Source organism: Rhizobium sp. P28RR-XV (assembly GCF_012641385.1).
Classification (GTDB): domain Bacteria; phylum Pseudomonadota; class Alphaproteobacteria; order Rhizobiales; family Rhizobiaceae; genus Rhizobium.
The window spans coordinates 335,737-360,594 of the sequence record NZ_JABAIG010000008.1 but is presented as its reverse complement, the minus strand read 5'-3'; the positions used below and the strand labels follow the sequence as shown (position 1 = coordinate 360,594).

21 protein-coding genes and 1 pseudogene are annotated in these 24,858 nt (G+C 58.9%); 13 read left to right on the top strand and 9 right to left on the bottom strand.

Annotated elements, in window-relative coordinates:
• Positions 1-113: 113 nt before the first annotated feature.
• On the bottom strand, positions 114-908 hold the full coding sequence (locus tag HGP12_RS19275) for a hypothetical protein (RefSeq protein ID WP_246703477.1): 795 nt from the start codon (positions 906-908) through the stop codon (positions 114-116).
• A gap of 313 nt (positions 909-1,221) precedes the next feature.
• On the opposite strand from HGP12_RS19275, the gene HGP12_RS19270 reads away from it, so the two are divergent.
• Both HGP12_RS19270 and HGP12_RS19265 read left to right on the top strand, forming a co-directional pair.
• Complete coding sequence (locus tag HGP12_RS19270) at positions 1,222-1,911, top strand: carbonic anhydrase (protein ID WP_168840401.1); 690 nt, start codon at positions 1,222-1,224, stop codon at positions 1,909-1,911.
• Between the two features lie 4 nt (positions 1,912-1,915).
• Positions 1,916-3,442: a SulP family inorganic anion transporter gene (locus HGP12_RS19265; protein WP_168840400.1), complete on the top strand. Its 1,527-nt coding sequence runs from the start codon at positions 1,916-1,918 to the stop codon at positions 3,440-3,442.
• A gap of 162 nt (positions 3,443-3,604) precedes the next feature.
• Here HGP12_RS19265 and HGP12_RS19260 read toward each other — a convergent pair whose 3' ends face one another.
• The gene (locus tag HGP12_RS19260; RefSeq protein ID WP_168840443.1) at positions 3,605-5,611 is read right to left on the bottom strand and encodes an ABC transporter ATP-binding protein/permease; all 2,007 of its coding nucleotides are present in this window, start codon (positions 5,609-5,611) and stop codon (positions 3,605-3,607) included.
• Positions 5,612-5,788: 177 nt separating this feature from the next.
• Between HGP12_RS19260 and HGP12_RS19255 the strand changes: the two genes are divergently transcribed.
• On the top strand, positions 5,789-6,049 hold the full coding sequence (locus HGP12_RS19255; protein ID WP_168840399.1) for a hypothetical protein: 261 nt from the start codon (positions 5,789-5,791) through the stop codon (positions 6,047-6,049).
• 169 nt (positions 6,050-6,218) lie between these two features.
• Here the strand turns inward: HGP12_RS19255 and HGP12_RS19250 are convergent, their stop codons facing one another.
• The 4 genes from HGP12_RS19250 to HGP12_RS19235 form a co-directional block, all read right to left on the bottom strand.
• The gene (locus HGP12_RS19250) at positions 6,219-6,491 is read right to left on the bottom strand and encodes a transposase (protein WP_168840398.1); all 273 of its coding nucleotides are present in this window, start codon (positions 6,489-6,491) and stop codon (positions 6,219-6,221) included.
• Between the two features lie 7 nt (positions 6,492-6,498).
• The gene (locus HGP12_RS19245; protein ID WP_168840397.1) at positions 6,499-7,941 is read right to left on the bottom strand and encodes an HlyD family type I secretion periplasmic adaptor subunit; all 1,443 of its coding nucleotides are present in this window, start codon (positions 7,939-7,941) and stop codon (positions 6,499-6,501) included.
• A 14-nt stretch (positions 7,942-7,955) separates the two neighbouring features.
• On the bottom strand, positions 7,956-9,671 hold the full coding sequence (locus HGP12_RS19240; protein ID WP_168840396.1) for a type I secretion system permease/ATPase: 1,716 nt from the start codon (positions 9,669-9,671) through the stop codon (positions 7,956-7,958).
• Between the two features lie 104 nt (positions 9,672-9,775).
• The gene (locus HGP12_RS19235; RefSeq protein WP_168840395.1) at positions 9,776-10,351 is read right to left on the bottom strand and encodes a PE-PGRS family protein; all 576 of its coding nucleotides are present in this window, start codon (positions 10,349-10,351) and stop codon (positions 9,776-9,778) included.
• Between the two features lie 603 nt (positions 10,352-10,954).
• Here HGP12_RS19235 and HGP12_RS19230 point away from each other — a divergent pair.
• Together HGP12_RS19230 and HGP12_RS19225 are read left to right on the top strand one after the other, a co-directional pair.
• A complete protein-coding gene (locus tag HGP12_RS19230; protein ID WP_168840394.1) occupies positions 10,955-12,040 on the top strand; it encodes a hypothetical protein in 1,086 nt (361 codons plus the stop codon).
• A 606-nt stretch (positions 12,041-12,646) separates the two neighbouring features.
• A complete protein-coding gene (locus tag HGP12_RS19225) occupies positions 12,647-13,354 on the top strand; it encodes a LuxR C-terminal-related transcriptional regulator (protein WP_409526836.1) in 708 nt (235 codons plus the stop codon).
• A 540-nt stretch (positions 13,355-13,894) separates the two neighbouring features.
• Here HGP12_RS19225 and HGP12_RS19220 read toward each other — a convergent pair.
• Positions 13,895-14,180 (bottom strand): annotated as a pseudogene (locus HGP12_RS19220) (helix-turn-helix transcriptional regulator); the annotation flags it as partial.
• A gap of 99 nt (positions 14,181-14,279) precedes the next feature.
• On the opposite strand from HGP12_RS19220, the gene HGP12_RS19215 reads away from it, so the two are divergent.
• From HGP12_RS19215 to mnhG, 6 genes are read left to right on the top strand one after another with little or no spacing between them, the layout of a single operon-like run.
• Positions 14,280-17,180 (top strand): monovalent cation/H+ antiporter subunit A, encoded by a 2,901-nt coding sequence (locus HGP12_RS19215; RefSeq protein WP_409526835.1) that lies wholly within the window; start codon positions 14,280-14,282, stop codon positions 17,178-17,180.
• Entirely contained in the window at positions 17,180-17,518 is a 339-nt protein-coding gene (locus HGP12_RS19210; protein WP_168840391.1) for a Na+/H+ antiporter subunit C, read from the top strand. The genes HGP12_RS19215 and HGP12_RS19210 overlap by 1 nt, the downstream gene beginning before the upstream one ends.
• Positions 17,515-19,146, top strand: a complete 1,632-nt coding sequence (locus tag HGP12_RS19205; protein WP_168840390.1) for a monovalent cation/H+ antiporter subunit D — start codon at positions 17,515-17,517, stop codon at positions 19,144-19,146. Before HGP12_RS19210 ends, HGP12_RS19205 begins: the two co-directional genes overlap by 4 nt.
• On the top strand, positions 19,146-19,622 hold the full coding sequence (locus HGP12_RS19200) for a Na+/H+ antiporter subunit E (RefSeq protein ID WP_168840389.1): 477 nt from the start codon (positions 19,146-19,148) through the stop codon (positions 19,620-19,622). Before HGP12_RS19205 ends, HGP12_RS19200 begins: the two co-directional genes overlap by 1 nt.
• Positions 19,619-19,900, top strand: coding sequence for a K+/H+ antiporter subunit F (locus HGP12_RS19195; RefSeq protein ID WP_168840388.1), 282 nt, complete (start codon positions 19,619-19,621; stop codon positions 19,898-19,900). The genes HGP12_RS19200 and HGP12_RS19195 overlap by 4 nt, the downstream gene beginning before the upstream one ends.
• Positions 19,897-20,280 carry a monovalent cation/H(+) antiporter subunit G gene (gene mnhG / locus HGP12_RS19190; protein ID WP_168840387.1) on the top strand — a complete coding sequence of 128 codons (384 nt, stop codon included), beginning with the start codon at positions 19,897-19,899 and terminating at the stop codon, positions 20,278-20,280. The genes HGP12_RS19195 and mnhG overlap by 4 nt, the downstream gene beginning before the upstream one ends.
• 70 nt (positions 20,281-20,350) lie before the next feature.
• On the opposite strand, the gene HGP12_RS19185 is transcribed toward mnhG, so the two are convergent.
• Both HGP12_RS19185 and HGP12_RS19180 read right to left on the bottom strand, forming a co-directional pair.
• Positions 20,351-20,905 carry a GNAT family N-acetyltransferase gene (locus HGP12_RS19185; protein ID WP_168840386.1) on the bottom strand — a complete coding sequence of 185 codons (555 nt, stop codon included), beginning with the start codon at positions 20,903-20,905 and terminating at the stop codon, positions 20,351-20,353.
• Between the two features lie 210 nt (positions 20,906-21,115).
• Positions 21,116-21,664, bottom strand: coding sequence for a cupin domain-containing protein (locus HGP12_RS19180; RefSeq protein ID WP_168840441.1), 549 nt, complete (start codon positions 21,662-21,664; stop codon positions 21,116-21,118).
• Between the two features lie 143 nt (positions 21,665-21,807).
• On the opposite strand from HGP12_RS19180, the gene HGP12_RS19175 reads away from it, so the two are divergent.
• Positions 21,808-23,142: an aspartate aminotransferase family protein gene (locus HGP12_RS19175; RefSeq protein WP_168840385.1), complete on the top strand. Its 1,335-nt coding sequence runs from the start codon at positions 21,808-21,810 to the stop codon at positions 23,140-23,142.
• A 666-nt stretch (positions 23,143-23,808) separates the two neighbouring features.
• Positions 23,809-24,387 (top strand): hypothetical protein, encoded by a 579-nt coding sequence (locus HGP12_RS19170; protein WP_168840384.1) that lies wholly within the window; start codon positions 23,809-23,811, stop codon positions 24,385-24,387.
• Positions 24,388-24,858: the final 471 nt, after the last annotated feature.

Sequence of the window (24,858 nt, the reverse complement as noted above, 5' to 3'; positions counted from 1 at the left end):
CTGTGTATTCTGCGTGGTGGGCAGATATGGCCCGACGAGTTGCGATCCGACTAACGTCAGTTACGGGTCCGTCTCGGCCGGGACGGCTCGGTTCCGTCGCAAGAGATCGGCAGCTAAAGACGGGATACGTCTACGATTATCCGTGTGTGATTTTCGGGGTCGACCAGGACGGGCAGCCTAGTTCCCGTCGCGGTGCGCTTTAGACGGCGTTCGGGACTGCTGAACGACATGCGCGTGATTGCGTCCCAATTCGGGCCGCCATTCGGGTCGGTCACCAGGACGGTAATGTCCCATGTGCCGCCCGGCGCGGAACTTGGCTTTACTTCAGTGGCACCCAACACTTTTGCCATAGCCGGCTCCAGCCCGACCGCAGCGCCGGCGCCAGCAAGTGCTAGTTCCGTTTGCTGCGCGGAGAGGCCGTTGACGAGTTCCGGCGAGATCACGTCGTGGTTTGGTTCGCGCCAAACATGGGGGAAGGGGGAAGGGCCGGTCCTGTCGACCTGTTCCGTGGCGCCTAACCTCGCCGCGAGGTTCTCGGTGGCCTGCCGCCACGTCGGAACCTTTTCCCATTCGATCCTATAGTGGCTGGGATCGGCGAGATCCACAGTAATCGGAAGTAGCATCCCCGTGCGGGGCCATTTCGACTTTGGTACATTGTAACCGCTGAAATGGACCGCGGTCGGTGTAACGCGCTCGGCGATGATGATTCCGTCGATGTCGCATCGCGAAAAGAATGTCACCACACCAGCGAGGTCGGGAGACGGCGAGCAGGCCACGACTTCTAACTGCCCGCTCACCGGGTTGATGATCCTGCTTTGCTTGACTTTGCTGAACAAGCCCATGCGCGCCACCTGATCAATCCGCTTCAGCCATATCTCTATTGAATCATGCTGAGATTGGTTGTTCAAGACCTGCCGGTGCGTCCCACCGCCGACCTGGGCTTGCCACTATATATTCAAGCCCGCCCTCGACCGGGGACGATCGGAGCCGCCACTCTATTTCGGTCGGTAGCGGCACGCGCTTATGCCTCAAGGGGCAACTCAAACTAACTCACAATCCACACACAAGATTTTTATAAATTAGATTCACCTAAATTCAATCTCGCTATTTTCTTCCCGGCGCCCCTACCTATCTCGCAAGTGCGAAATGATCGCGCATTCCAACCCGCCGGGCATGGGTACGCCCCCTGCCTGCCGTCCGGCCCATCACAAGGACTCGACAATGGGTGATTTGCTAAAGGGTATCTCCAGTTTTCGTGGGGCCGTCTTTCCCGACCATCAGGCACTTTATCGCAAGCTTGCGGAGGAGGGACAGCAGCCGCAGGCGCTGATGATTTCCTGCGCCGACAGCCGTGTGATGCCTGAAACGATTACGCAGTCCGGTCCCGGTGAACTGTTCGTCTGCCGCAATGCCGGAAATATCGTTCCTCCATTTTCCACGGCAAATGGCGGTGTATCGTCGGCGATCGAATATGCGGTCGTAGCCCTCGGCGTTCGCGATATCATTGTCTGCGGCCATTCCGATTGCGGCGCCATGAAAGGGCTTTGCCATCCTGATCTTCTGAAACCCATGCCGAATGTCGCTGCCTGGCTGAAGCATAGTCACGCCGCCCATTCGATTGTTTGCGAGGCCTATCCCGTCGACCTGTCCGAGCGCCAAAAGGTCAGAGCCGTCGCGATGGAAAACGTTGTTGTCCAGCTCGACCACTTGCGCACGCATCCTTCCGTCGCGGCCAAGCTGGCGACCAACGACATCGCCCTGCATGGCTGGTTCTTCGATATCGAAACGGGGGAGGTGCTCGTCTATGACGGTGCGGCCGCTCGCTTCACGGAAATCCTTGAGGACAGGCCCTTGCCTGTCGCGGTCACGGGTCGTGGCCGTCCGCATGTGATCCCGCAAGCCGCGGAGTAGGCCGATGATTTCCAGCCCTGCTCTTTCGCGCGATTTCGCATCGTCGCTCGTCGTCTTTCTGGTCGCCATACCCTTGTGCCTTGGGATTGCGGTGGCTTCAGGAGTTCCGGTGGCCATGGGCCTCATTTCAGGCATTGTCGGCGGCATCGTCGTCGGCTTTTTAGCCGGATCTCCGCTTCAGGTGTCAGGTCCGGCCGCCGGCCTGGCCGTGATTGTATTCGGCTTTGTCGAACAATATGGGGTCGCCATGCTCGGCCCGGTCCTGATTGTCGCAGGACTTCTACAGATGCTTGCCGGATTCCTGCGGATTGGTTCGTGGTTCCGGGCAATCTCGCCCGCCGTCGTTCATGGCATGCTCGCCGGGATCGGCATCCTCATTATTCTTGGTCAGATCCATGTTTTGATGGGAGCAAGACCAGCTGCCGGCGGCATCGAAAACGTCGCGGCGATGGAGCAGACCTTCAGCCGCGTATGGGGTGCAGGACCGACGCGTGAAGCGGTTGCTCTCCTCATAGGGTTGATCTCGTTGCTTGCCATGATTGCTTGGGAAAAGTTCAGGCCGAAATCGCTGATGCTGGTGCCCGGTGCCCTGGTGGGGGTTGCGGCTGGCACCCTGCTAACCGTCGCAATGCAATTGCCGATCGCCAGGGTGGAGGTTCCGTCCTCTCTGGCCGAAAGCATCTCATTGCCGACGCTTGATGGCTTTGCCAGGATGGTAGAGCCTGGCATCATCATGACGACGCTGGTCATCGCGGTCATCGCCAGCGCCGAAACGCTGCTGTCATCCGCCGCCGTCGATCGCATGCATGATGGCGTGCGAACCCGTTTCAACAAGGAACTGTTTGCACAGGGCATCGGCAACGGACTTTGCGGTCTGCTCGGTGCCTTGCCGATTACGGGTGTCATCGTCAGATCGTCCGCCAACATTCAAGCAGGCGCACATACGCGGGCGTCGGCCGTTCTGCACGGAGTTTGGATCCTGGGGCTCGTGGCGTTTCTGCCGCAGCTGCTTGCGATGGTGCCACTGACGGCGCTTGCCGCTGTCCTGCTCGTGACGGGATGGCGGCTGATCAGCCTTCATCATGTTCGCCATCTCTTCGAGCATCACGGCTGGGTCCCCGTGGGGATCTGGACTGCGACGGTGGCAATGGTGGTGCTTCAGGACCTGCTCGCCGGTGTGGCGCTTGGCCTTGCGCTGTCCATACTGGAGATCTTTCCATATCTCCGTCGCAAACTTGCGATCGGCAGGTTGGAGGATGAGGAAACCATTCACCTCGACCTCGTCGGCGTGGCGACATGCCGGGACGTTCCCACACTGCTCAATATGCTGGAAACGCTTCCCGAGGGGCGTAAGATCAGGATTGCGGGTGCTCGTCTGCATTACCTCGACCATACGAGTGCCGAAACCCTGCGCGAATGGCTGAAGCGCCAGAAGAAATCAGGGCGCCTTGTCGAAATCCAGCATCCACCGGCGGGACGCCACCCTCGGCTGAAACCGATCTTTGAACGGCTATCGGACGAGGTAGCCTGACCCGCAGGTAGGCTGCAGACACTTATTGACAATGGTCTTGCTCCGCTGGCCGGAGCAAGACGGATCCGGAGAAACCAAGAGTAAATCATTGGGACGACTGGATGCACGGGGAAATTTGCCCCGCTGCGTCGGATGGAGGACCCGTTTGGCGGCCGAGCTAATTCAATTTCTTTTCTGACGCTGCGTTGCCTTATTCTGACTCATGCTGTGTTTCGGTAGAGAACGACTATCTTTCAAGAGGTGCAAAAGCAGGTTCCGTTTTCTTCCGCGCTGGACGAGATCAATGTCGCTGACAAGCTTTGCGCCATCTGCGCGCCGCTCCAGGGTGATCTTGCGGCTATGGAAGGCTTCCAGCTCGGCGCGATGCGCTACGCTTATGATGGTGATCTTCGGCATTTCATGGATCACCATCTCCATCATCTTGTCCTGGCTCTTCTCATCGAGCGCTGACGTTGCTTCATCCAGCACAATGATATCGGGATCGTGCAGCAGGAGACGCGCAAATGCGAGCCGCTGCTTTTCACCGCCCGATAAAGTCTGGTCCCATGGGGCGTCCTCCTCGATCTTGTCGTTCAGATAATCGAGTGCCACCTTATCAAGGGCCGCCTTGATCTCATCCAGCGTCCAGCCGTCGGCGGCGCGGGGATAGGCAACGGCCCGGCGAAGCGTCCCGGAAGGAATGTAAGGCCGTTGCGGCAACATGAACAATCGTCTGTCGGCATGGAAGTTGACACTGCCGCCACCCCACGGCCAAAGACCTGCAATGGCCCGCACCAGCGTGCTTTTTCCTGTGCCGGATTCTCCGGCCACGAGCACCCGCTCGCCGGGTTCGATCACGACCTGGGTTTCCTTGACCACGGCGGTGCCGTCATCCAGTGACACGGAAAGATCGTTTAGGCTGAGCATTGCATCGCCTTCAGTTTCACCGTGCTTGATGCGGCCCAGCGTGTCGCTCTTTTCCGCGCGCTCGAGCCCGTCAAGCGACATCATCAGCGAAGCAGCGCGCCGTGCACAGGCGTTCCAATCAGCGAGCCGGGGGTAGTTGTCGACCAGCCATCCGAATGCGCTCTGGACGATTGCAAAGGCGGAAGCTGCCTGCATCACCTGTCCGAGCGTCATGCTGCCTTCGAGAAATTTAGGCGCGCAAAGCAAAATCGGCACGACTGGCGCAAACAGGCTAGACCCCTGCGATACAAGCGTCGTGCGCATGTGTTGGTGCGCCAGGAGCGCCCATTGCCGGAGCACGTTGCCGAACGTCTTGTCGAGATCGTTACGCTCCTCCTCTTCGCCGCCGAGCAATGCGATACTCTCGCCGTTTTCCCGCACATGCGTCAGCGTGTAGCGAAATTCGGCTTCCACCTGATTTTTGATTTCGGAGACATGGACGAAATGGCGGCCGATGACCGCCATCGAGCTGGAGGTAATCGCGGCGTAAAGCACCGCGGTGATGACGAGGAAGCCGGGAATAGTCACGGTTAAACCTGCGATTGCCAGGGTTAGGGCTCCGCCGATCGTCCAGAGCACCACGATGAAGGTCGAGGCCGAGAGAAAGGCGGAAATGACACCGGCGATGAAATCGACCGGCGCCTCCGTGGCAATCCGTAAATCTTCCGCGATGCGCGCTTCCGGATTCTTATGATCGCCACCGATGAGGTTCAGCTGATAGTAGCGGCCGTTTGCCAGCCAGCGCGCGATGACCGCAGTGGTAAGCCAGGAACGCCAGCGGCGCTGAATTGCCATCCGCAGCGAGACTTGTAAAACGACAAGAGCAACGGTTCCGAGGGCGAGGGGCAGGAATATAGCGCTCAGAAAATATACGATGTGGGCATTGCGTTGCTCTATGGCATCAAAAATTGCGCGATTCCAAATGTTGATCCCATACTGGAAGCAGACATTGGTGCAGATCAAGATCAATAGGCCGATTGAGCACGGCCAAGCGAGCCCATCACCGCCGCGGCCCCAATAACCTCGCGCGCTGATCCAGAAGCGCCTCAGCAAATACCTCTTGCGCACCTGCTCTGCCTCTTCAGGTGTCAACGCTGGATCGGGTTCAATGACATCTGGTGGCGGCTCGACCTCGATAGTCGATGCCTTGCGCTGGCGCGACCTCTTGGCACCATGTAATTTGGTGCCGTCGACCGATTTCGGTTTGGATTTAGCGTCGGTCATAAACACGACAACGGCTTAAAAATCAAAAAGTTTCATAGCGCCGGTGTTGGACATGGCGTCGGACCTGGCACGGCGGTTTCGCCAGTAGGCTATCGCGCAAAATCATAGTGCGACTGTTCTGAGGCCTCAGGGAACCGTCCATCGCAAATGACGTTTCGCTATTAGGAGGAATTCACTATGTGCCCGCAAAAGCCAACGACAACATCTGTCCCGGCACCTGAGCTTGGTCTGCCGAACCCCATACAATATTATCCCCATCAGTTACCCCCTCTTGCCCCTTCGGAGAGCGAGAAAGAGGCGTATGAACGCGGAGCCAAGGCTGCAAAGGATGAGGCGGAAAACAAAAAGAACCCCTATCCCGAAAACAGCGAACTGGCCAAAGCCTACGAGCATGGCTACCTTGACGGCCAGAAAATCCGGTTCACGGATATACTTTAGCGATGGACGATTTCGGACTCACTATGCGGAAGGTAACGTGCGGGCGGATCGCGATGGCGATTTACTAAACGAAGAGAAGATCGCTGCTTCTCCTAGCATTGATGTTGCATGGACATTCTGCTGCCCGGGTCGGTGCGCTCTGCTTTCGAGCCTCTGAGCCAGGCCGGTTTCACCCTTTCGGTGTCTTTGCCAGCATCTCGCTCAGCGTTGCCGCCGAGAGCATGGCTTCAGCCAAAAGCTTCTTGAGCTTCAGGTTCTCTTCCTCCAGCGCTCTCACCCTTTTGACATCGAGACCGGCGTTTCCGAACTGCATGGATTGCCACCGATAGAAGGTCGGCTCGCTGATGCCATGCTTATGGCAAACATCTGCCACCTTCACTCCAGCTTGGTGCTCCTTCAGAATGCCCGTGATCTGGTCGTCATCGAATCTTCTCTTGCCCATCACCGCTTCATTCCTCACGAAATGCTCTGTTGAAGCTGTCGAGAAGTGGTCTGACAGCATAGAACGCCACGCTGCTTTTGCCCGTTTCGATCAGTGCCTGTGCGGGCATGCCGGCGACCAGTTCGACATCGCTCATTTTCGCCAACCGCTCGTCCGTTACACGGATTGTTGCGGCAAAGTACGGCTGACCACTCTGCGTATCGGTGAGACGGTCCGCCGACACATACTCGACCCGACCTTTCAGGAGTGGAACACGTCGCTGATTGTATGGAAGGAGGTGAACCTGTGCCTCAAGCCCCGCATGGACGAGATTGATGTCTTCCGGTCTGACGTGGGCAGACACGACAAGGCGATCGGCACGTGGGAGAAGATCGACGAGCGGTTCGCCCGCGCCGATCACGCCACCGGCTGTGTGGATGCGCAGGTTCATGATTATTCCATCGTCGGGAGCACGGATATCGGTCCTTGAAAGTTGGTCGTCGATCGCCCGCAAGCGCTCGCGTAGTTGCATGATCTGGCTTTCCGTATCGCGCATGCCTTGTGCGACTTCGCTCAGCCGATCGCTCTCAAGCTTTGCGAGATCGGCCTGCGACTCGCTGATCACCTGGTAGGCGCGAGAGATCTGCGCCTCTACTTGACCTTGCTGGCCATCCAGGTCTGCTTTTTCCCGCTGGAGGTTGAGAAGTCTGCTCTTTCTTTCCAGTCCTTTGGCGTTGAGGAGCGTAACCTGATCCAGTTCTTCCCGCGAAATTGTGCCTCTGTCGGTCAGTGCTGCCTTCTGCGCGCCAAGTCCGACGATTTCCTGCCGTACCTGCGCGATTTTTTCATTGGTGATCCCGACTTCCGCCTGCATGACCTGGCGCCGCGCTTCGAAGATTTTCTGTTGCCCAGTCAGAATTGCGCTGACCGCAGGATCTCTGTCCGTTGCCGCCCTGAGGCCTTGCGGATAGTCGACATGGTCGCCGCCCGTCTGCTCCACAAGCAGGCGGGCGCGGCTTGCTTCTGCGTCCCAAAGTTGCCCTTGAATACTGTCGCGCTCCGAGCGGGACTTCGTGTCGTCGAGTTCTATGATGATTTGCCCGGCCGTGACGGCATCGCCGTTTTTGACGAGTATCCGCCGCACAATTCCGCCTTCCAGATGCTGAATGGTCTTACGGCTGGACTCTGGTTCGACAACGCCCGGTGCAATCGCAGCGCTCTTCAGCGGCGCCAGAACCGACCAGATTCCCAATCCGACAATAAAGACACCGATCAACAGGTTCCCTGTCCAAACAACGCCTCTGAGCCTCGGCATGGGCGAAGGGGGGGCGGGTCCGCAATGTTTCGCGTCGGTCACTGGCGAATAGGCCTGTTGCTTTCCTGTCGCTGTCGATCGTTGAGCGAACCGCCGGCCAGTCCTTGACGAGTTCGAAAGTCTCGTCAGCATTGCGTCCAGGTGAACAAGGGTCATGGTGGCGTCCCTCCCTACGTTCCCGTTCGAGATGGCGGTTGAAGATAGGTTTCATAAATCCGCTCGCTGTCGCCAAAGGCAGCCACCGTCCCGTTACGCATAATGGCAATCTTGTTGGTGACCGGCAGGATACCCATCCGGTGCGTTATGATAACGACGGTCATCCCCCTGGATTTCATGCGCTCAATCGCCTTGAACAGCATGCGTTCGCCATCATAATCCAGGCTCGAGTTCGGATCGTCGAGAACGATAAGAGACGGATTTCCATAGGCCGCCCGTGCCAGCCCGAGCTGTTGGCGCTGAGCTCGAAGGAGCAGGTTTCCGCCTTCGCCGATATCGGTCTCGTAGCCCTGGGGCAGCCGCATGATCGCTTCGTGCAATCCAACCAGCTTTGCGGCGTCGATCGCTTTGACGGGATCTCCTCCGTCCAGCCGGCCTATCACATCCTTGATCGCGCCGCCGAAGAGTTCGATGTCCTGCGGCAGGTATCCGACGTGGCGGGTCCCCCCGCAAAGGCGCAGAGCTGAGATATCTACCCCGCCAAGAAGAGCACATCCGCTCGTTGCTTGCACAACGCCGGCTATGACGCGACCGAGCGTCGATTTTCCAGATCCCGACGGGCCGATGAGCGCTACGCAATCGCCTGGCGCGAGACGCAACGTGATATCAGTCAATATCTTCCTGTTGGCGAATGGCTGAATATAGCTGACGTTATCGAGAATGAGGCCATTGGGTTCCGGTTGCGGCACCGTTCGGGCATCGGGTTCCGATGCGACCGCGATCAGCATTCTGTTCAAGCGATTGAAGGCATTCCGCGCAAATGTAAAGGAGCGCCATGCGCCTATTGCGCCCTCGATTGGTGCGAGCCCGCGCCCGAGCAGCAAGCTCGCAACGAAGATGATGCCGGGACTGCTGCTGCTCGCGAGCACCAGCCATGTAGCGGATCCCATCATGAGGATCTGCGCGAGCGTGCGGATTGCTTTGGAGAAACCGAGAATGATCTCCGTGCGATGCATCGCGACGTCCTGCGCCCTTCTTGCCATTTCCGCATCGCGATAGACGACCAGCGCTGCGCCATACTGCATGCCCATGGCCCGGATCACCTCGATGTTTTTGAGGGCGCTCGCAAATCGCAGATAGCTCCGCGAAAGGGCGATATTGGCGCGGGCAAGCGGCTCTTGCGTCGCAAGCTCCGTCAGGAACGCGAACAGCAGAAGTGCAACTGCGCTCAGAAGACCGATGGTCCCGAGCAGCGGATGAACAAGAAAGAGCAAGAGAAGGAAGACCGGCGCCCAAGGAACGTCAAAAAAAAGGGAGCTGGCCGGTGAATCGAGAAACTGGCGTAATATGGCGAGGTCCCTGTAGCACTCCGTAGCGGCTCCCGGATCGGCGCGAGCGGCATATTCGAATGACGCGGTGAGCACCATGGGCCGTAGCCTGTGATCCAGCCAGCTGCCGATGCGCGAAAGAGCTGCCCTGCGCACGATATCCAGCGTGGACCCGACCACCACCGCGATGGCGATGATCATCGTCAGCATCAGCAGCGTGTCAGCACTTCGGCTCGACAGGACTCTGTCATAGATCTGCAGGAGATAGATGGAAGGCGCCAGAAGAAAGAGATTGTAGCCGCAGCTATAGAGGAAAACCAACCCGAAGGCTCCGGCACAGGCCCGGAGCGCAACAACGAGCTGTGTCTGTGGGCGCGATAGCTTTGCAGAAAGCGTTGCCATTATCAGATCTCGCTGCACTTGATACTGACAAGAAGAGGTTGTTGGCTGGTCTCGCAACCTATGAGGGTCGCCAGCCGAAGCCGGCGACCTTCAGGATCGGAGTTTCATGAGCCAAGATGGCTGAGATCGATATGACCGAAGTCGTTTACGAAATGATCGAGCGCATTGTTCACCGTTGTCGTTTCGGGATCCGTGTGAACCAATGCTGACGAGATATCGCCGCCCCGGGCCATGTTTCCGTTACCGCCGTTACCGCCGACGCCTGCGAGAATGGTGGCATGCTGATCAGCCAGAAGCTGCGTATATTGTGTCCCGGTCGTGGCCGCACTCACTGCAGCCACGTCGCCGCCGCTCGAGCTTCCTTGACTGCCGTCGGAGTGAGAATCTCCCCCCGCGCCGCCGGCGCCGCTGTTCGAGATAGATGCCAGGAAGCCGTTCTGCGCTTGAGTAAAGCCACCACTTCCGCCACCGCCGGCAGTCCAATCCGCCGTCTGCCAAACGTGATCGCCGTTGTGCAGATCGGTAGATGCCCCGTCGACCGTTTGCACATTGGCAACATAGGCAACCGGGTTGTAGTCAATGTTCCCATGGCTGTAGCCATCGCCACCGTTACCGGCATTGGCGTCGCCCGCATCCGGGTTATTGAGATGAATCGTGTCTGATATTTGTGGAATAGGCATTGATGTCCCTCCTTCTACTTCGTTTCGTCCGAGTTCTATTTACGGTGTGAGTATCCAGCATCTCCTCGCTAGCCAATACAACCGCAGGTAAATATTACCCGCGATTTGATCTTCGAGCTATCTAGCTATTCGGCGACGTTCCTTCGGACGTATAGTTGGAGGCGACGGAGCGTTGTTTTGGCTTGGTACCTAATGGTTTGTCGGCGGATGACATCGGCATGATTATGTCTGCGGCCCCGTCGAAGCGGCGCCATTTTTCGAAGCAACGGCCCCAAGCGAACCGGCTGAATTCCGGGGTTCTGATCAGGCCGCGATTGGCGGAGGAGATCCTGTTCGGAGGCCGAAAAACTATCATGTTCCGTCGCGAGGAGGGGATGCACGATGTCGGATCTCTCATCCAGAGGTGGATTTAGTGACCTCAAACTCGCACAACGGGGACGCTGCAGCGATGATAGCCAAATGGCTACAGAACTAGCCGACAGGATGTAGACGAATTGCGGGCTCCGTTTTTCGTGCGTTCAGATGCACAATGACCGAACACTTCTGGCTGCATACGCCGCACGCCCGGTGGGACGGGCGGTTGATCGCGGATTGGAGACGGTAATGACGGAAATTCGTACCTTATTGGAAGACTTGCCGAAAGCCGGCACCGATCAGACCCCCGTTTCCAATTCGGCTGCGGGGCATCTGGCATTGGTGCCGACTTGGCTCCCATTGGATGTTGCTTCTGGTCCGAGCTACAATTCGGCTGGCAGCGGTGGCGACGGGATAAGCGAAGGTGTGATTGACAGCAACGCATTGGCCGTCTTCATGCCCTCCAATGCCGCTATTGCAGGCCCTCATTCAGGTGCCGACGCCTTCCAGGGCAACGATGCGCTCATCAATCAGCATCCGACCGAAATGGCTGGGATCGGCGGGAATGGCGGAAGCGGCAATGCTGCCATCGGCGGCGGTGATGCCAATCATGCCGGCACGGGGGGGACTGGTCTCTTCTACGGCGGACTCGTAAGCTCGGAAGTCGCGCTGTTTGCCCCCGTGAATACCGCCGTGGCGGCAGGCCCTGGCGGCTTGGCGCATTCTGAGCAATCGAACAACGCACTATTCCTGCAGGGCGCAACCCAGATTGGCGGCGTCGGCGGCTCGGGCGGAGATCATAACGTCGCGAGCCATGATGCGTCGATGAGCCCGGGAACTGCAGTTACATTTACCGGCGACAATTATGCGGGTCACGGCGGTGGCGGTTTTTTCGTCGGCAGCATGGTCGACGTGAGCGTGGCCATCTTCTCACCGATCAACATCGCCGTGGGCGCCGCAGGCGGCTCGGCGGAGGCCCATCAGACAAACAATGCAATTTTCGATCAGGGCACCATGCAGATTGCAGGCATGGGCGGCGACGGCGGTGGCTTCAACATGTCGTCAGGGACTATCTTTACCGGCAATCATGAGGGCGGCGGTGGCGGGATCGGATCGGCAACCGGCAGCATGGTAGACGTCAATTTCGCCTATTTCCACCCCATCAACATTGCCGTTCCCGCCGGTGGGACCGCGGACGCCCAACAGATCGATCATGTTCTCTATGATCAGCATGCGCTTCAGCTGGCCGGTATCGGCGGCCACGGCGGAGGCGGCAACCTCACCGACGCCCACTCGGCTCTAGTGGATGACATTCTGAGCTTCATGCATATCTAGCAGATAGCCTCCACTTGCGTATTGCCGAGGCTCAACCGCACGAAACCGCTCCTCGTGCCATTTTTCAAGCCATATGCTGGATCGCTTCCTCCGCTCGGGCTTTCGCCTCTTGAGCCTATGGCGCGGAACGCCTTTCACTGCGATACCGAACACTCGACCATGATCTCATCCGCATTGTCGTCGATTTTCTCCGCTTTGAGTTGAGATATGGCATCAAACCCAATTTGATCGCGAGCTTGTTATATCCAACGACCCTCCTCGTATGCATCTGCGACAGATCGATTGTCTTTTCAGTATGTTTGCAAGCTTTGTTGACTTGCTTACAGTACGCGAATTCCGCGAAAACATGTAATACCTACAGCGATAAGTCGATTCTGCATGTCCTCATAATCAGGCTTTTCAACGTATTTTTCAGGCATGGGTTGTCTCTCGCTAGGGTCTTGTAGATCATGAGAATTATCATGAGAGATAAGACTATTGATATCGAGAGTACCCCTTTTTTCTGTCGTGACCTGAAACGAGAACAGGAATAATATGTATTACTGTTGGTCTGCAAATATTCCGGGGAGCGAGCAGTTGTCCAACAGTGTTAAAGCTAAGCGCCAGATGCGGCGCAATGTACCAACTATTGTCGTTATTCAGCATTCTACACTGGCGCGGACGACCGTTGTGAAGCTTCTTGAGCATGAACTCGCCGGGTGGAATTTTATCGATATGATCTCGACCGAGAGTCTCGATAGAGCTCTTGGAGCCGAGGTGCGTTTGATTGCACTAGATCTGGCCGGCAGAGGTGTTGAGAGCGCAAGCCTGCGTGATGATCTCGCGGCAATTGCTGCGCGTTTTCCTGAGGCGCCTATCACGTTGCTCTTAGGTACGGATGACGTCAACATAGCTTGTCAGGCGCTCAAGATGGGCATTCGCGGCTTTTTTTCGACGTCGCTTCCCATTGACATTGCCCTTGCCGGTCTTCGTCTCGTTCTGGCGGGAGGCACATTCTGCCCGCAGCTATTGGGAACGGTTACCAACGGCTCAAACGAGCATGCTCCGGCCAGAAATGAGGCCGAAAAAAGCTTGGATGATAGAACGCAGTATCTGGCGATTGCCGATTTCACTCCCCGGGAGGCGGATGTTCTCGCGGAGCTGCAATGCGGCTGCTCAAATAAGGTCATTGCAGGAAAACTCAATTTGTCCGGGCATACGGTGAAGATGCATTTGCAACACATAATGCGTAAGTTGCAGGCACAGAACCGCACTGAAGTGGTTGCCCGCCTAATTCAAAGAGCCGCCGGCGGGCAAGACGCCGCGCCAACTTAGGCGGTGTCGCCAGTACTGGGAGCTGTCGCAACGTTCTGATTGGGTTGCGGAGCGCAATCTGACCCCACACAGGCGCTGAAGATTGCTCCCTGACACGCACCGCTGCCGATTGACAAGGATTGGTACACCCTTCCGTTATTGCATTGAGACCGAAGGCTGAGCTCTCCAAAAGGCAGGCTATCGTCGTCTATCCGCCCGTTGAAGCTTCGGTGGCGGTGGACGTCGGCTTCTCCCGTCGTATGGGATACGGCGCGGATGCGGTGATCGCGGGCATGTGGCTGATTTGAGAACCTGGTCGCTCACCTTCTGATCAGCGGAAACGGGTTCGCTGCCCGGCACGATGCTATCCGACGCAGCCGAACGGATTTTCCGGCTCAAAGCGTAGTCTTGCGGTCTGACGTGTGCCGGTTTTAGGCGCCTGTGGCGGCGCTATTGTCCTGTTTTCGGAGTGGTCGCCTGGGCCCGTTCGCCGGAGGGGGACAGGATCTCACAGTTTTCGGTATGCGTCTGCGCGGGTGCCTCCGCGGCAAGAGCCTTGCTGCAGATGCCGATCTCGTGCCCTTCGATCCGGAAGAAGGCGATGCCTCCCGTTTCCAGCGCCAATCGCAGCTGCGCTTCCGTCGCCCGATGCAGGCTGTGGCGATTGCCTTCATAGTCGCGGATCGTGCTGCGCGATACGCCAGAGCGGTCGGCAAGGTCCATCTGCGTCCAATCGAGAAAGCCGCGAGCCGCCCGGCAAAGCGCTGGTGTCAAAATCATCGCCATCTTAACCTTGACGCAGGGTTCAAAGCTGCCCATATTGGGCAATATCTATCATATAGGACATAATCCGCCGGATTTCCAGGGGTTTTGCTGCCGTAGCAGTCTGACGTTATCCGGCCACGCGAAGGAACGACGTTTTGGGATAGCCAGCGGGCCAGTTTTCATTCTAGCACTTTTGGTCCTGCCGTTTATCGGTAGTCTTCTTTCCGTCTGCCTGTTGCGCACGCAGTCGCGGCGCGGTCCGGCCTCGATCGCCGGCGCGGTCACATTTCTGGCGCTGCTGATTTCCGCGAGCTTCTATCCCGCCATTAGAGATGGCGGTGTGGTCCGGTACAGCATCGAGTGGCTGCCGCAGCTGGGGCTTGATTTCAGCCTCAGACTGGATGGTTTCGCCTGGCTCTTTTCGGTCGTCATCACCGCTATCGGCTTTCTCGTCATCGTCTATGCCCGCTACTACATGTCGGAAGAGGATCCGGTTCCCCGTTTCTTCTCCTTCCTGCTCGCCTTCATGGGGGCGATGCTCGGCATCGTGCTTTCGGGCAATGTCATTCTGCTCTCGATATTCTGGGAGCTGACAAGCATCTTTTCCTTCCTGCTGATCAGCTATTGGCACAATAGCGCCGCCGCCCGCGACGGCGCGCGCATGGCGCTGACCATCACCGGCATCGGCGGCTTCTGCCTGCTGATCGGGCTGATCCTGATCGGCCATATCGTCGGCAGCTACGATCTGGATAAGATCCTGGCATCGGGGGATATCATCCGCAATCATCCGCTCTATCTGCCTGCGCTGATACTTATCCTGCTGGGAGCACTGACGAAGAGCGCGCAGTTCCCCTTCCATTTCTGGCTTCCGAATGCGATGGCGGCGCCGACGCCGGTCTCTGCCTATCTGCATTCCGCCACGCTGGTGAAGGCAGGCGTCTTCCTGCTGGCGCGCTTCTGGCCGGTTCTCGCCGGCACCAACGAGTGGTTCTATATCGTCGGGGCCGCCGGCATCACCACGCTGCTGCTGGGCGCCTATTTCGCGATGTTCCAGCAGGACCTGAAAGGGTTGCTCGCCTATTCGACGATCAGCCATCTCGGCCTCATCACCACCTTGCTCAGCCTCGGCAGCCCGCTTGCGACGGTCGCCGCCATCTTCCACATGCTGAACCATGCCACGTTCAAGGCGTCGCTGTTCATGGCCGCCGGCATCATCGATCACGAGACCGGCACGCGCGATATGCGCCGGCTCAGCGGCTTGTTCCGCTATCTGCCGTTCACCGGATCGCTCGCGATCGTCGCGAGCGCCGCCATGGCCGGCGTGCCGCTGCTCAACGGCTTCCTGTCCAAGGAAATGTTCTTCGCCGAAGCCATCGAGACCCATGCCGACTCCATTCTCGACCGCATGCTTCCCTATGTGGCGACGCTTGCAAGCGCCTTCAGCGTCGCCTATTCGTTGCGCTTCATTCAGACCGTCTTCTTCGGGCCGGCGCCGACCGACCTGCCGATCGCCAAGCCGCATGAGCCGCCGCGCTCGATGCGCTTCCCGATCGAGCTGCTGGTCGTCGTTTGCCTCGTCGTCGGCATCGTTCCGACCCTTTCGGTCGCGCCTTTCCTGCAGGCAGCTGTCGTCAGCGTTTTGAATGCCGATACGCCGCAATACAGCCTCTCGCTTTGGCACGGTTTCAATCTGCCGCTCATCATGAGCATCATCGCATTGGTCGGCGGAACGGTCTTCTACTTTGCTTTCAAGGGTTATCTGTCGCGATGCGACGACGGGCCGCCCATCTTCCGCCGCCTGAAGGGGCGGCGCATCTTCGAGCGCGTGCTGGTGGAGGTTTCCTGGCACTGGGCGCGAACAGCCGAAAAGCGGATCGGCACGCGCAAACTGCAGCCGCAGCTTCGCTGGGTGGTGGCAACAGGCTTTGCGGCCGGTTTGCTGCCGCTCTATTTGTCGGGTTTCGAGGCGAGGCATTTTGCCTTTTCGGGCGCTGACCCGGTCTTTGCGTCCATTTGGGCGATCGGTATCTGCCTTGCGATCGGCACCGCCTTCTTTGCGAAATATCACCGGCTCGCGGCGCTCGTGATGCTGGGCGGCGTTGGACTGATCGTCTGCATGACTTTCGTCTGGCTTTCCGCGCCGGATCTTGCCATCACCCAGCTTCTCGTCGAAATCGTCACGACTGTTCTCATCCTGCTGGGCTTACGCTGGCTGCCGAAGCGGACGGAAGGGATCGACGATACCGTCGATCTGCGAGCCCGTTTCCGTCGCTTCCGCGACCTTGCGCTGGCCATGGTCTGTGGTGTCGGCATGATGTTCGTCTCCTACGCCGTCATGACCATGCCGGTGCCGGATGCCATTGCGAATTATTTCCTCGAAAATGCCTATTCGAAGGGCGGCGGCCGCAACGTCGTCAACGTGATCCTGGTCGATTTCCGTGGTTTCGATACTTTGGGCGAAATTGCCGTTCTCGGTGTCGTCGCCTTGACCGTCTACGCCTTGCTGCGCCGTTTCCGCCCGGCGCCCGATAGCATGGAGATGCCGGAGCAGCAGCAGATCCAGAACCGTTTCGACGAAGAACGGCCGGAGCGTTCGGCCGGCGATACCGTGCGCGACTATCTGCTCGTGCCTTCCGTGATCATGCAGTGGATGTTCCCCTTCGTGATCGCGCTATCGGTCTATATCTTCATGCGCGGGCATGATGCTCCGGGCGGCGGCTTCTCGGCCGGCTTGACGCTCTCGATCGGCTTCCTGCTGCAGTATCTCGCCGGCGGCACGCGCTGGGCGGAGGATCGCATCCGCATTCTGCCGCTGCGATGGATGGGAGCGGGGCTTCTGGTCGCGACGGCGACCGGCATCGGCGCCTGGTTCTTCGGCTATCCCTTCCTCACATCGCATTTCCAGTATCTGGACATGCCGCTGATCGGCAAGGTGCCGGCGGCAAGCGCGCTTCTCTTCGATCTCGGCGTCTTCCTGCTGGTCGTCGGGTCCACGGTCCTGATCCTTGTGGCTCTTGCGCACCAGTCGCTGCGCATCAATCGCCTGCGCGCGCTCGATGCCGACAAGGCAAAGGGGGATTGATGGAACTCATCTTGTCCATTGCGATCGGTGTGATGACGGCCTGCGGCGTGTGGCTGATCCTGCGTCCGCGCACCTATCAGGTCATCATTGGGCTGTCGCTGCTGTCCTACGCGGTCAACCTCTTCATCTTCGGTGTCGGCGGCGTGAAGACGAACGTGCCGCCGCTGCTCGGTGACGGCACGGCTTCGCATGCGCTGGCGGACCCGGTGCCGCAAGCGCTGGTATTGACGGCGATCGTCATCGGTTTTGCGACTACCGCCCTGTTCCTCGTTGTTCTGCTTGCCTCGCGTGGCTTGACCGGCACGGACCATGTCGATGGAAGGAGCGATCGGAAATGACGGGCTGGTCGCATCACCTCATCATCGCGCCGATCCTCGTTCCGCTTATTGCGGGCGCGCTGCTTGTGTTCATCGACGAGCGCTCGCGTATGCTGAAGGCGCTCATCAGCCTGGCCGCCACCCTCTTGCTGGTGGGCATCGCGCTTGCGCTCTTCCGCGCGGAAGGCGGATCGTCAGGCCAGGAGCGTGCCTATTTGCTCGGAAACTGGAGCGCGCCCTTCGGCATTGTGCTCGTACTCGACGGGTTGTCGGCACTCATGCTGCTGCTGACATCCATCGTCGCCGTTGCCGCGCTGATATTTTCGCTGGCACGCTGGCACGCGGTCGGCGCGCATTTTCACACTATGTTCCAGCTGCTGCTGATGGGCGTCAATGGCGCCTTCCTGACCGGCGATCTCTTCAACCTCTTCGTCTTCTTCGAGATCATGCTGGCGGCGTCCTATGGCCTGCTGCTGCACGGCTCCGGCCCGCTCCGCGTCAAGGCAGGCATGCACTACATTGCCGTCAACCTCGCGGCCGCGCTGCTCTTCCTCATCGGCGTCAGCCTGATCTATGGCACGGCGGGAACGCTGAACATGGCGGATCTTGCCGTGCGCATCCCGGAAATGTCGGCCGATCGCCGCATGCTGATGCAGGCGGGCGCCGGCGTGCTCGGCATCGCATTTCTGATCAAGGCCGGCATGTGGCCGCTCTGCTTCTGGCTACCGACGGCCTATAGCGCGGCGTCGGCGCCGGTTGCGGGCATATTCGCCATCCTGAGCAAGCTCGGCATCTATGTCATCCTGCGGCTGACCATGCTCTTGTTCAGTAGTGGCCCGTCCGCCGGCTTCGGCGCGACCGTGCTTCTTTACGGCGGCATGGCAACGCTGATCTTTGGAACGGTCGGCGTGCTGGCATCGCAAGCGCTTGGCCGCCTGGCCGGTTTTTCGGTGCTGGTCTCGTCCGGCACGCTTCTGATGGTGATCGGCATCAATGACGGATCGATATCGGCCGGCGCCTTGATGTACCTTGTCAGTTCGACGCTGACGATCAGTGCCTTCTTCATGCTGATCGAGCTCGTGGAGCGCGGCCAGGATGCGGGTGCCAGCGTTCTCGCCGTCACGATGGAGGCCTATGGCGATGCCGAAGAGAAGGAGCCGGCGGAAGGCGATGGCGTGACGATGCCCGGCACCATGGCGATGCTCGGCATCTGCTTTGCCGCCTGCGGCATCCTGCTTGCCGGCCTGCCGCCGCTTTCCGGCTTCGTCGCCAAGTTCGCCATGCTCTCCGCCATGATGGGAACCGGCGCGATCGGCATTCCGCCGAGCACCGCCGTCTGGGCCTTGATCCTGCTCGTGATCCTCTCGGGCATTGCTGCCCTGATCGCGATGACGCGCGCCGGTATACGCACATTCTGGAGCTCGCTCGAGGGCACGGTTCCGCGCGTGCTTGTCATCGAGATAGTCCCTGTCATGGGCCTGCTTGCCTTGACGCTGGCTTTGACGATCTGGGCCGGCGCCGTCATGCGGTATATGGATGCGACCATCCGCACGCTCAGCGATCCCAGCGTCTATGTCGATGCTGTTCGCAACGCGGTGGTTGCGCCGGCAACTGCTGCCGTTGATGCCAGCAAAGCGGGAGGTTTATAATGCTTCCTTATCCGCTGCTGGCGCTGAGCTTGCTCCTGATGTGGCTATTGCTGAACGGTTTCACGCTCGGCCAGCTTGTTCTCGGCATCATCGTTGCCATTTTCGCTTCCTGGGGCATGGCCTCGTTGCGGCCCGAAAAGCCACAGTTGCGGAAGTGGTATCTGCTGCCCAAGCTGTTTTTCCGCGTTGTCTTCGACGTCGCAAAATCGAATGTGCAGGTGACCTGGATCATTTTGAGAGGTCGTTCGCGCAAGGCAAATCCGGGTTTCGTTGTCCTGGAACTTAGAGTTCGCGATCAGATCTCGCTTGCGCTGCTGGCGGTTATCCTGACCAGCACGCCGGGCTCCGCATGGCTCGAATATGATTCCAATGACAATACCGTGCTGCTGCATGTCCTCGATCTCGAAAATGAGGCGCAATGGCGCGACGTGGTCGCCAATCGATACGAAAACCTGCTGATGGAGATATTCGCATGAGCGCAATGATCATCCAGATATCCGTCGCGGCCGCGCAGCTGATGATCGTGGCGGCGATGGCGATCGCTTCCATTCGCATGTTCCGCGGCCCGCGCGCGCAGGATCGCATCATCGCGCTCGATACACTTTATGTGAACGCCATGCTGCTGCTTCTGACCTTCGGCATCGGCACCGGGCGTGTCGTCTATTTCGAGGCAGCGCTCGTCATCGGCGTGCTCGGCTTTGTCGCAACCGTTGCTCTTGCGAAATTCCTGATGCGCGGGGAGGTGATCGAATGAGCCCGCCGTTTGAAAACTTGCCCCTATGGGCTGCAATCCCAGTTGGCGGGCTGCTCCTCATCGGTGCCTTCCTTACCCTGGTCGGCGCGATCGGCTTCCTGAAGCTTGGAACGTTCTACGAGCGCGTCCATGCGCCGACACTGGGAACGAGCGGCGGCATCGGCGCGATCATGACCGCCTCGACGATCTTCTTTTCGATCTCGACACGGTCGCTAGTCATCCATGAGCTGCTGATCGGCGTCTTCGTAACGGTAACGACGCCGGTCACTTTCATGCTGCTTGCCCGCGCGGCGCTGCATCGCGACCGTGCCGAGCAGAACAGCAACGTTCCGCCCAAACAATCGCCTGAAGGAACGTCGGCCGAGGGACACTCTTCGTAGTCACCTGATCCTTTCCCTCATGTCTCGGAAGCCGGCAGGCAAGGCTTCGTTGGTCCCAGGGCAATCAGCTTCAAGGTCCGGGATGCAAGCTTTCCTTTTCAAGCATATAGCGGCATTGAATGATGGTTTCGCGTCGCGAGCGCGAGAAAAGCTCTCTGGCGTCGATCGGTGTGAAGCCAAGTTTCGTCAGCACCCGTCCCGACGCGGGGTTGTCGGATGCATGGCCGGATTCGAGCCTCGTCAGGCCGACTTCGCGGAAGACGAACCCGATCAGCGCCTGTGCTGCCTCGAAGGCATAGGCCTTGCCCCAGGCGGATCTCTCCAGCCAGTAACCCAGGCTGCCCTCGACGCCGGCAATGCCGTCGACATCGACGATACCAATCATTCTTCCGGTCTGCTCGATGGCAAAGCGGTAGGCCGTACCGTCGACCCATTCTTGGCCGTGGCTGGAAAACCAGCTTTCGATATCTTGCAGGTCTGGGGGATAGGTGGCGTTGCTCAGCATGCGCGTCACATTCCAATCGCTCTGGATTTCGAGCGCACGTCCGGCGTCGGCCGCCGATGTGGGACGAAGCAGGAGACGGGCGGTCTGGATGGGCGAGCGGGGGATCGATCTTGCGATCATCGTACACGCCTTGCTGGCTGGGAGCCGTCCGTGGCAGGCGGCCAATATATTGCCGCATTGGGTGCGCAAAAGCGCCGCCTCCTGCGGGCATCGCCTGCGGGATATGTGGGACCGGCCGCGAAAGCGTTCCGTTTACGAGGGGCGAACCCCCTTTTGCGGTCCGGTCCTTTTCCGCCGTCATATCGTCCCGTCAATCGACGCCTCCCGCATCTAAAAACTCGGAGGCGTACAGGCACTGATGACCTCGCAAGGAACCGGACCGACACAGCGGAAGCGATGCGGCCGGCGGCTTTCGAAGTAATAGGCGTCGCCCGGACCCAGAATGCGCCGCTCGTCGTCAACGGTAACTTCCAGGCGGCCGGATAGGATGATGCCGCCTTCCTCTCCTTCATGCACCAGCGGTACCTTGCCGGTATCGGCACCCGGCTGGTAGCACTCCTTCAGGATCTGCAGGCTGCGGCCGAAGAGGTTTTCGCCGATCTGGCGATAGGAAATCGGGCCTTTGCCGATTTCCACCAATTCCTCGGCCGCATAGAAGGCCTTTTTCGGCGTTTCCGGCTCGAAGGCGAAGAATTCGGCAAGCCCGATCGGTAGGCCGTCGAGAATGCGCTTCAGCGCGCCGACCGAGGGATTGGCCGAATTGGATTCGATCAAGGAGATTGTCGAATTGGTCACGCCGGCGCGCTTGGCAAGCTCGCGCTGGGAAAGGTTGCGCGCCAGGCGCAGATGACGCAGGCGATTGCCGATATCGACGGACATCATGGCCTCGGGTTTCAGATGTTCGAAATATCGAAAATATTTCATGCCGATGAAGCAAAATCAATAGTTTAAAGCCGAAGAGAAAAGGACTTGTTCGGAACAGGAAAATCGCTGATGTCAGCAACAGTGCAATGGAGGCGACAATGGATAAGATCACCCATCCCAATACCCCGGTTCTCGACAATTTCTGGATGCCGTTCACGGCGAACCGGCAGTTCAAGGCAGCACCCCGGCTGCTCGCAGCCGCTGATGGCATGTATTACACCGATGTCGACGGCAACAAGGTGCTTGATGGGACGGCCGGCCTCTGGTGCGTCAATGCCGGCCATGGCCGCAAGAAAATCGCACAGGCGGTCGAACGCCAGCTTTCCACCATGGATTTTGCCCCGACTTTCCAGATGGGTCATCCGATCGCCTTCGATTTTGCCGCAAAGCTCGCCGCGCATGCGCCGGGCGGCCCGGAAGCCGGGCTCGACCGTGTGTTCTTCACCGGTTCGGGTTCCGAATCCGTCGACACCGCGCTCAAGATCGCCATCGCCTATCAGCGCGCGATCGGGCAGGGCACGCGCACCCGCATCATCGGCCGGGAAAAGGGTTATCACGGTGTCGGCTTCGGCGGCATTTCCGTCGGCGGTCTGGTCAACAACCGCCGCGTCTTCCCGCAGATCCCCGCCGATCACATGCGCCACACGCTCGACATCGAGCGCAACGCCTTCAGCAAGGGGCTTCCGGCCCATGGCATCGAGCTTGCCGAAGATCTGGAGCGGCTGGTCGCGCTGCATGGCGCTGAAACGATTGCCGCCGTCATCGTCGAACCGATGTCCGGCTCTGCCGGCGTCATCCTGCCCCCGAAGGGCTATCTGGACCGGTTGCGCGCAATCGCCGACAAACATGGCATTCTGCTGATTTTCGATGAAGTGATCACCGGCTTCGGCCGTCTGGGTACGCCGTTTGCCACGGAGTATTTCGGTGTCGTTCCCGATCTCGTCACGACGGCGAAAGGCATCACCAACGGCACGATTCCGATGGGCGCGGTCTTTGCCAGCCGCAAGGTCTACGATGGCCTCATGACCGGCCCGGAAAACCAGATCGAGCTCTTCCACGGCTATACTTATTCCGGGCATCCGGTCGCTTGTGCCGCCGGTCTTGCCACCATGGAAATCTACAAGGAAGAAGGCCTGCTGACACGCGCAAGCGAGCTTGCCGAGGACTGGCAGAACGCGCTGCATTCGCTGAAGGGCCTGCCTCATGTCGTCGATATCCGCAATCTCGGCCTCGTTGGCGCCATCGAGCTCGCGCCGCGCGATGGCGCTCCCGGCACGCGCGCCTATGACATCTTCGTCGATTGCTTCCAGAAGGGCCTGCTGATCCGTGTCACGGGCGATATCATCGCCCTCTCTCCGCCGCTCATCATCGAACGCGCTGAGATCGAGACGATCGTCTCCGTGCTCGGCGATGCGCTGAAGCGGGCGGCTTGATAATCCATTGCCTCGGCCGGCGCGGATCGCGCCGGCCAGGCAAGAGCACCTTGCTCGAAGATGTGGGTACAAGGCCGTGAAAACTTCAATCGCGATGGCGCTACGACGCTCGCCCTCGATCCCACCGATCAGATGCCGGAGGAGGTACAAGCAAGAATAGACGCCCGCAGTATGATAGGCTGGGATCGGGATGAATATGGATGGGGAGCGAGAGTGCATGCGCCGCTCTCGCGTGCCGTTTTGACGAACCAATATCAGTTTGCCGGACAACAAAGCAGCGATAAAAACCAAAGGCGGTATCACTTGACCCGTAGATATTCCCGCGGATTTTGGCAGCGTCACGGAGTATTTCCAGTGGGCATGCAGCTGCAGCACTTACGTGCCGAAGCTCAAATCCTGATCTCGAATGGCTGGATCGTGCCGCTCCATCGATGATGCGGCTGCTCTCACAATAGGGGAGCGCCACAAAATTCGCGCTTCCCGAGGTTCAAAAAGCGACAAATAATGCAGTCGCGAGGTCCAATTGCCGATAATAATAACGGATGATGTTGCCATTATACATCTATCCTTTACATTTGCGCGGGCATCCATGTGGAGAAGCTCCCGTCATAGCTTCATAAGCAATGGCGGCTTGGCAAGGAACGCTAACCTGAAGAGAGCAGACTAATGGCAAACTTTCTCGATAAATGGTCTTCGAAGAAGGCTGATAAGCCGAAGGCTGGCGCACGGAATGTCGTTGATACGTTTCGTGCACGAGTAGCGGAACAGAAGGCATATCTGGAGGAGTACGAGCGCGATGGTACCGGCTTCAAGAAGTGGCGCTCCACTTGGTTCCAGCGTGTGCCCGGCGGTTTTGGCGTAACGGTCGGTCGTGATTCCATCAATGCCGGTCATGGACTGAGCTATGTTGTCGTCGAAACAGTCAAGGACGTCTCGGAGTTTCTCGACGATCTTGCTTATCATGCGGAAAATGATGTCGGCTTCCAGCAAGCACTTGAGAACAACCGCCAGCGTCGCGTTGCACTTCTGAATGCGGCAAAGACTGGTGGCAAGGCAGCTGCTTCGAAGGGCAAGGCAAAGGCCAAGCCTGCAGCGGCAAAGCCGGTGGCCAAGCCTGCCGCAGCCAAGTCCGCACCGAAGGCCACTCGAACGAAAGCTGCTCCTGTAGCTGCCGCACCGGTCGCCGCAGAAGCGGCAAAGCCGAAGCGCGCTCGTAAGGCGAAGGCTGCAAGCGCCGCCGAGTAAGATGATGAAGCCCGCTGCGAGCGGGTTTAATCTTGCAGTTATCGATTGGCTTTGAGACTTCTTGTTCGATCCGGGATCAAGCAGGAAGTCTCCAAAGCGTTGAGACTTGCGCTATCGCCGAACGCTCCCATCGGTCCCTGTTCAAAGGGAATGGATAGCGATCCATCGGCAAGGTGGACAACGTCGAGCTTTCGGCCAATCGCTCAGGCATGCACTCGCCAAGAGGAACATTCGCGTTCAGGCCGTTCTGCCTGCGGCGACGGCCACGAAATTCTGGCGGTCACGGCGCATCCGGGAACATTTGCCTGCCGCGATGGTAATGTCCGCAGAAGAGATGATCGATGAATCCCTGGCGAGGTTTGACCCAGGTGGGTCGGTGTCGATCCCGGCGCGGGAAAATGGCGAATTGCAAAAGACTTATGAGGATGCGCGGCAAGCCCTGTTGTCCCATTTGTCGCGCTCTTCCGCCGC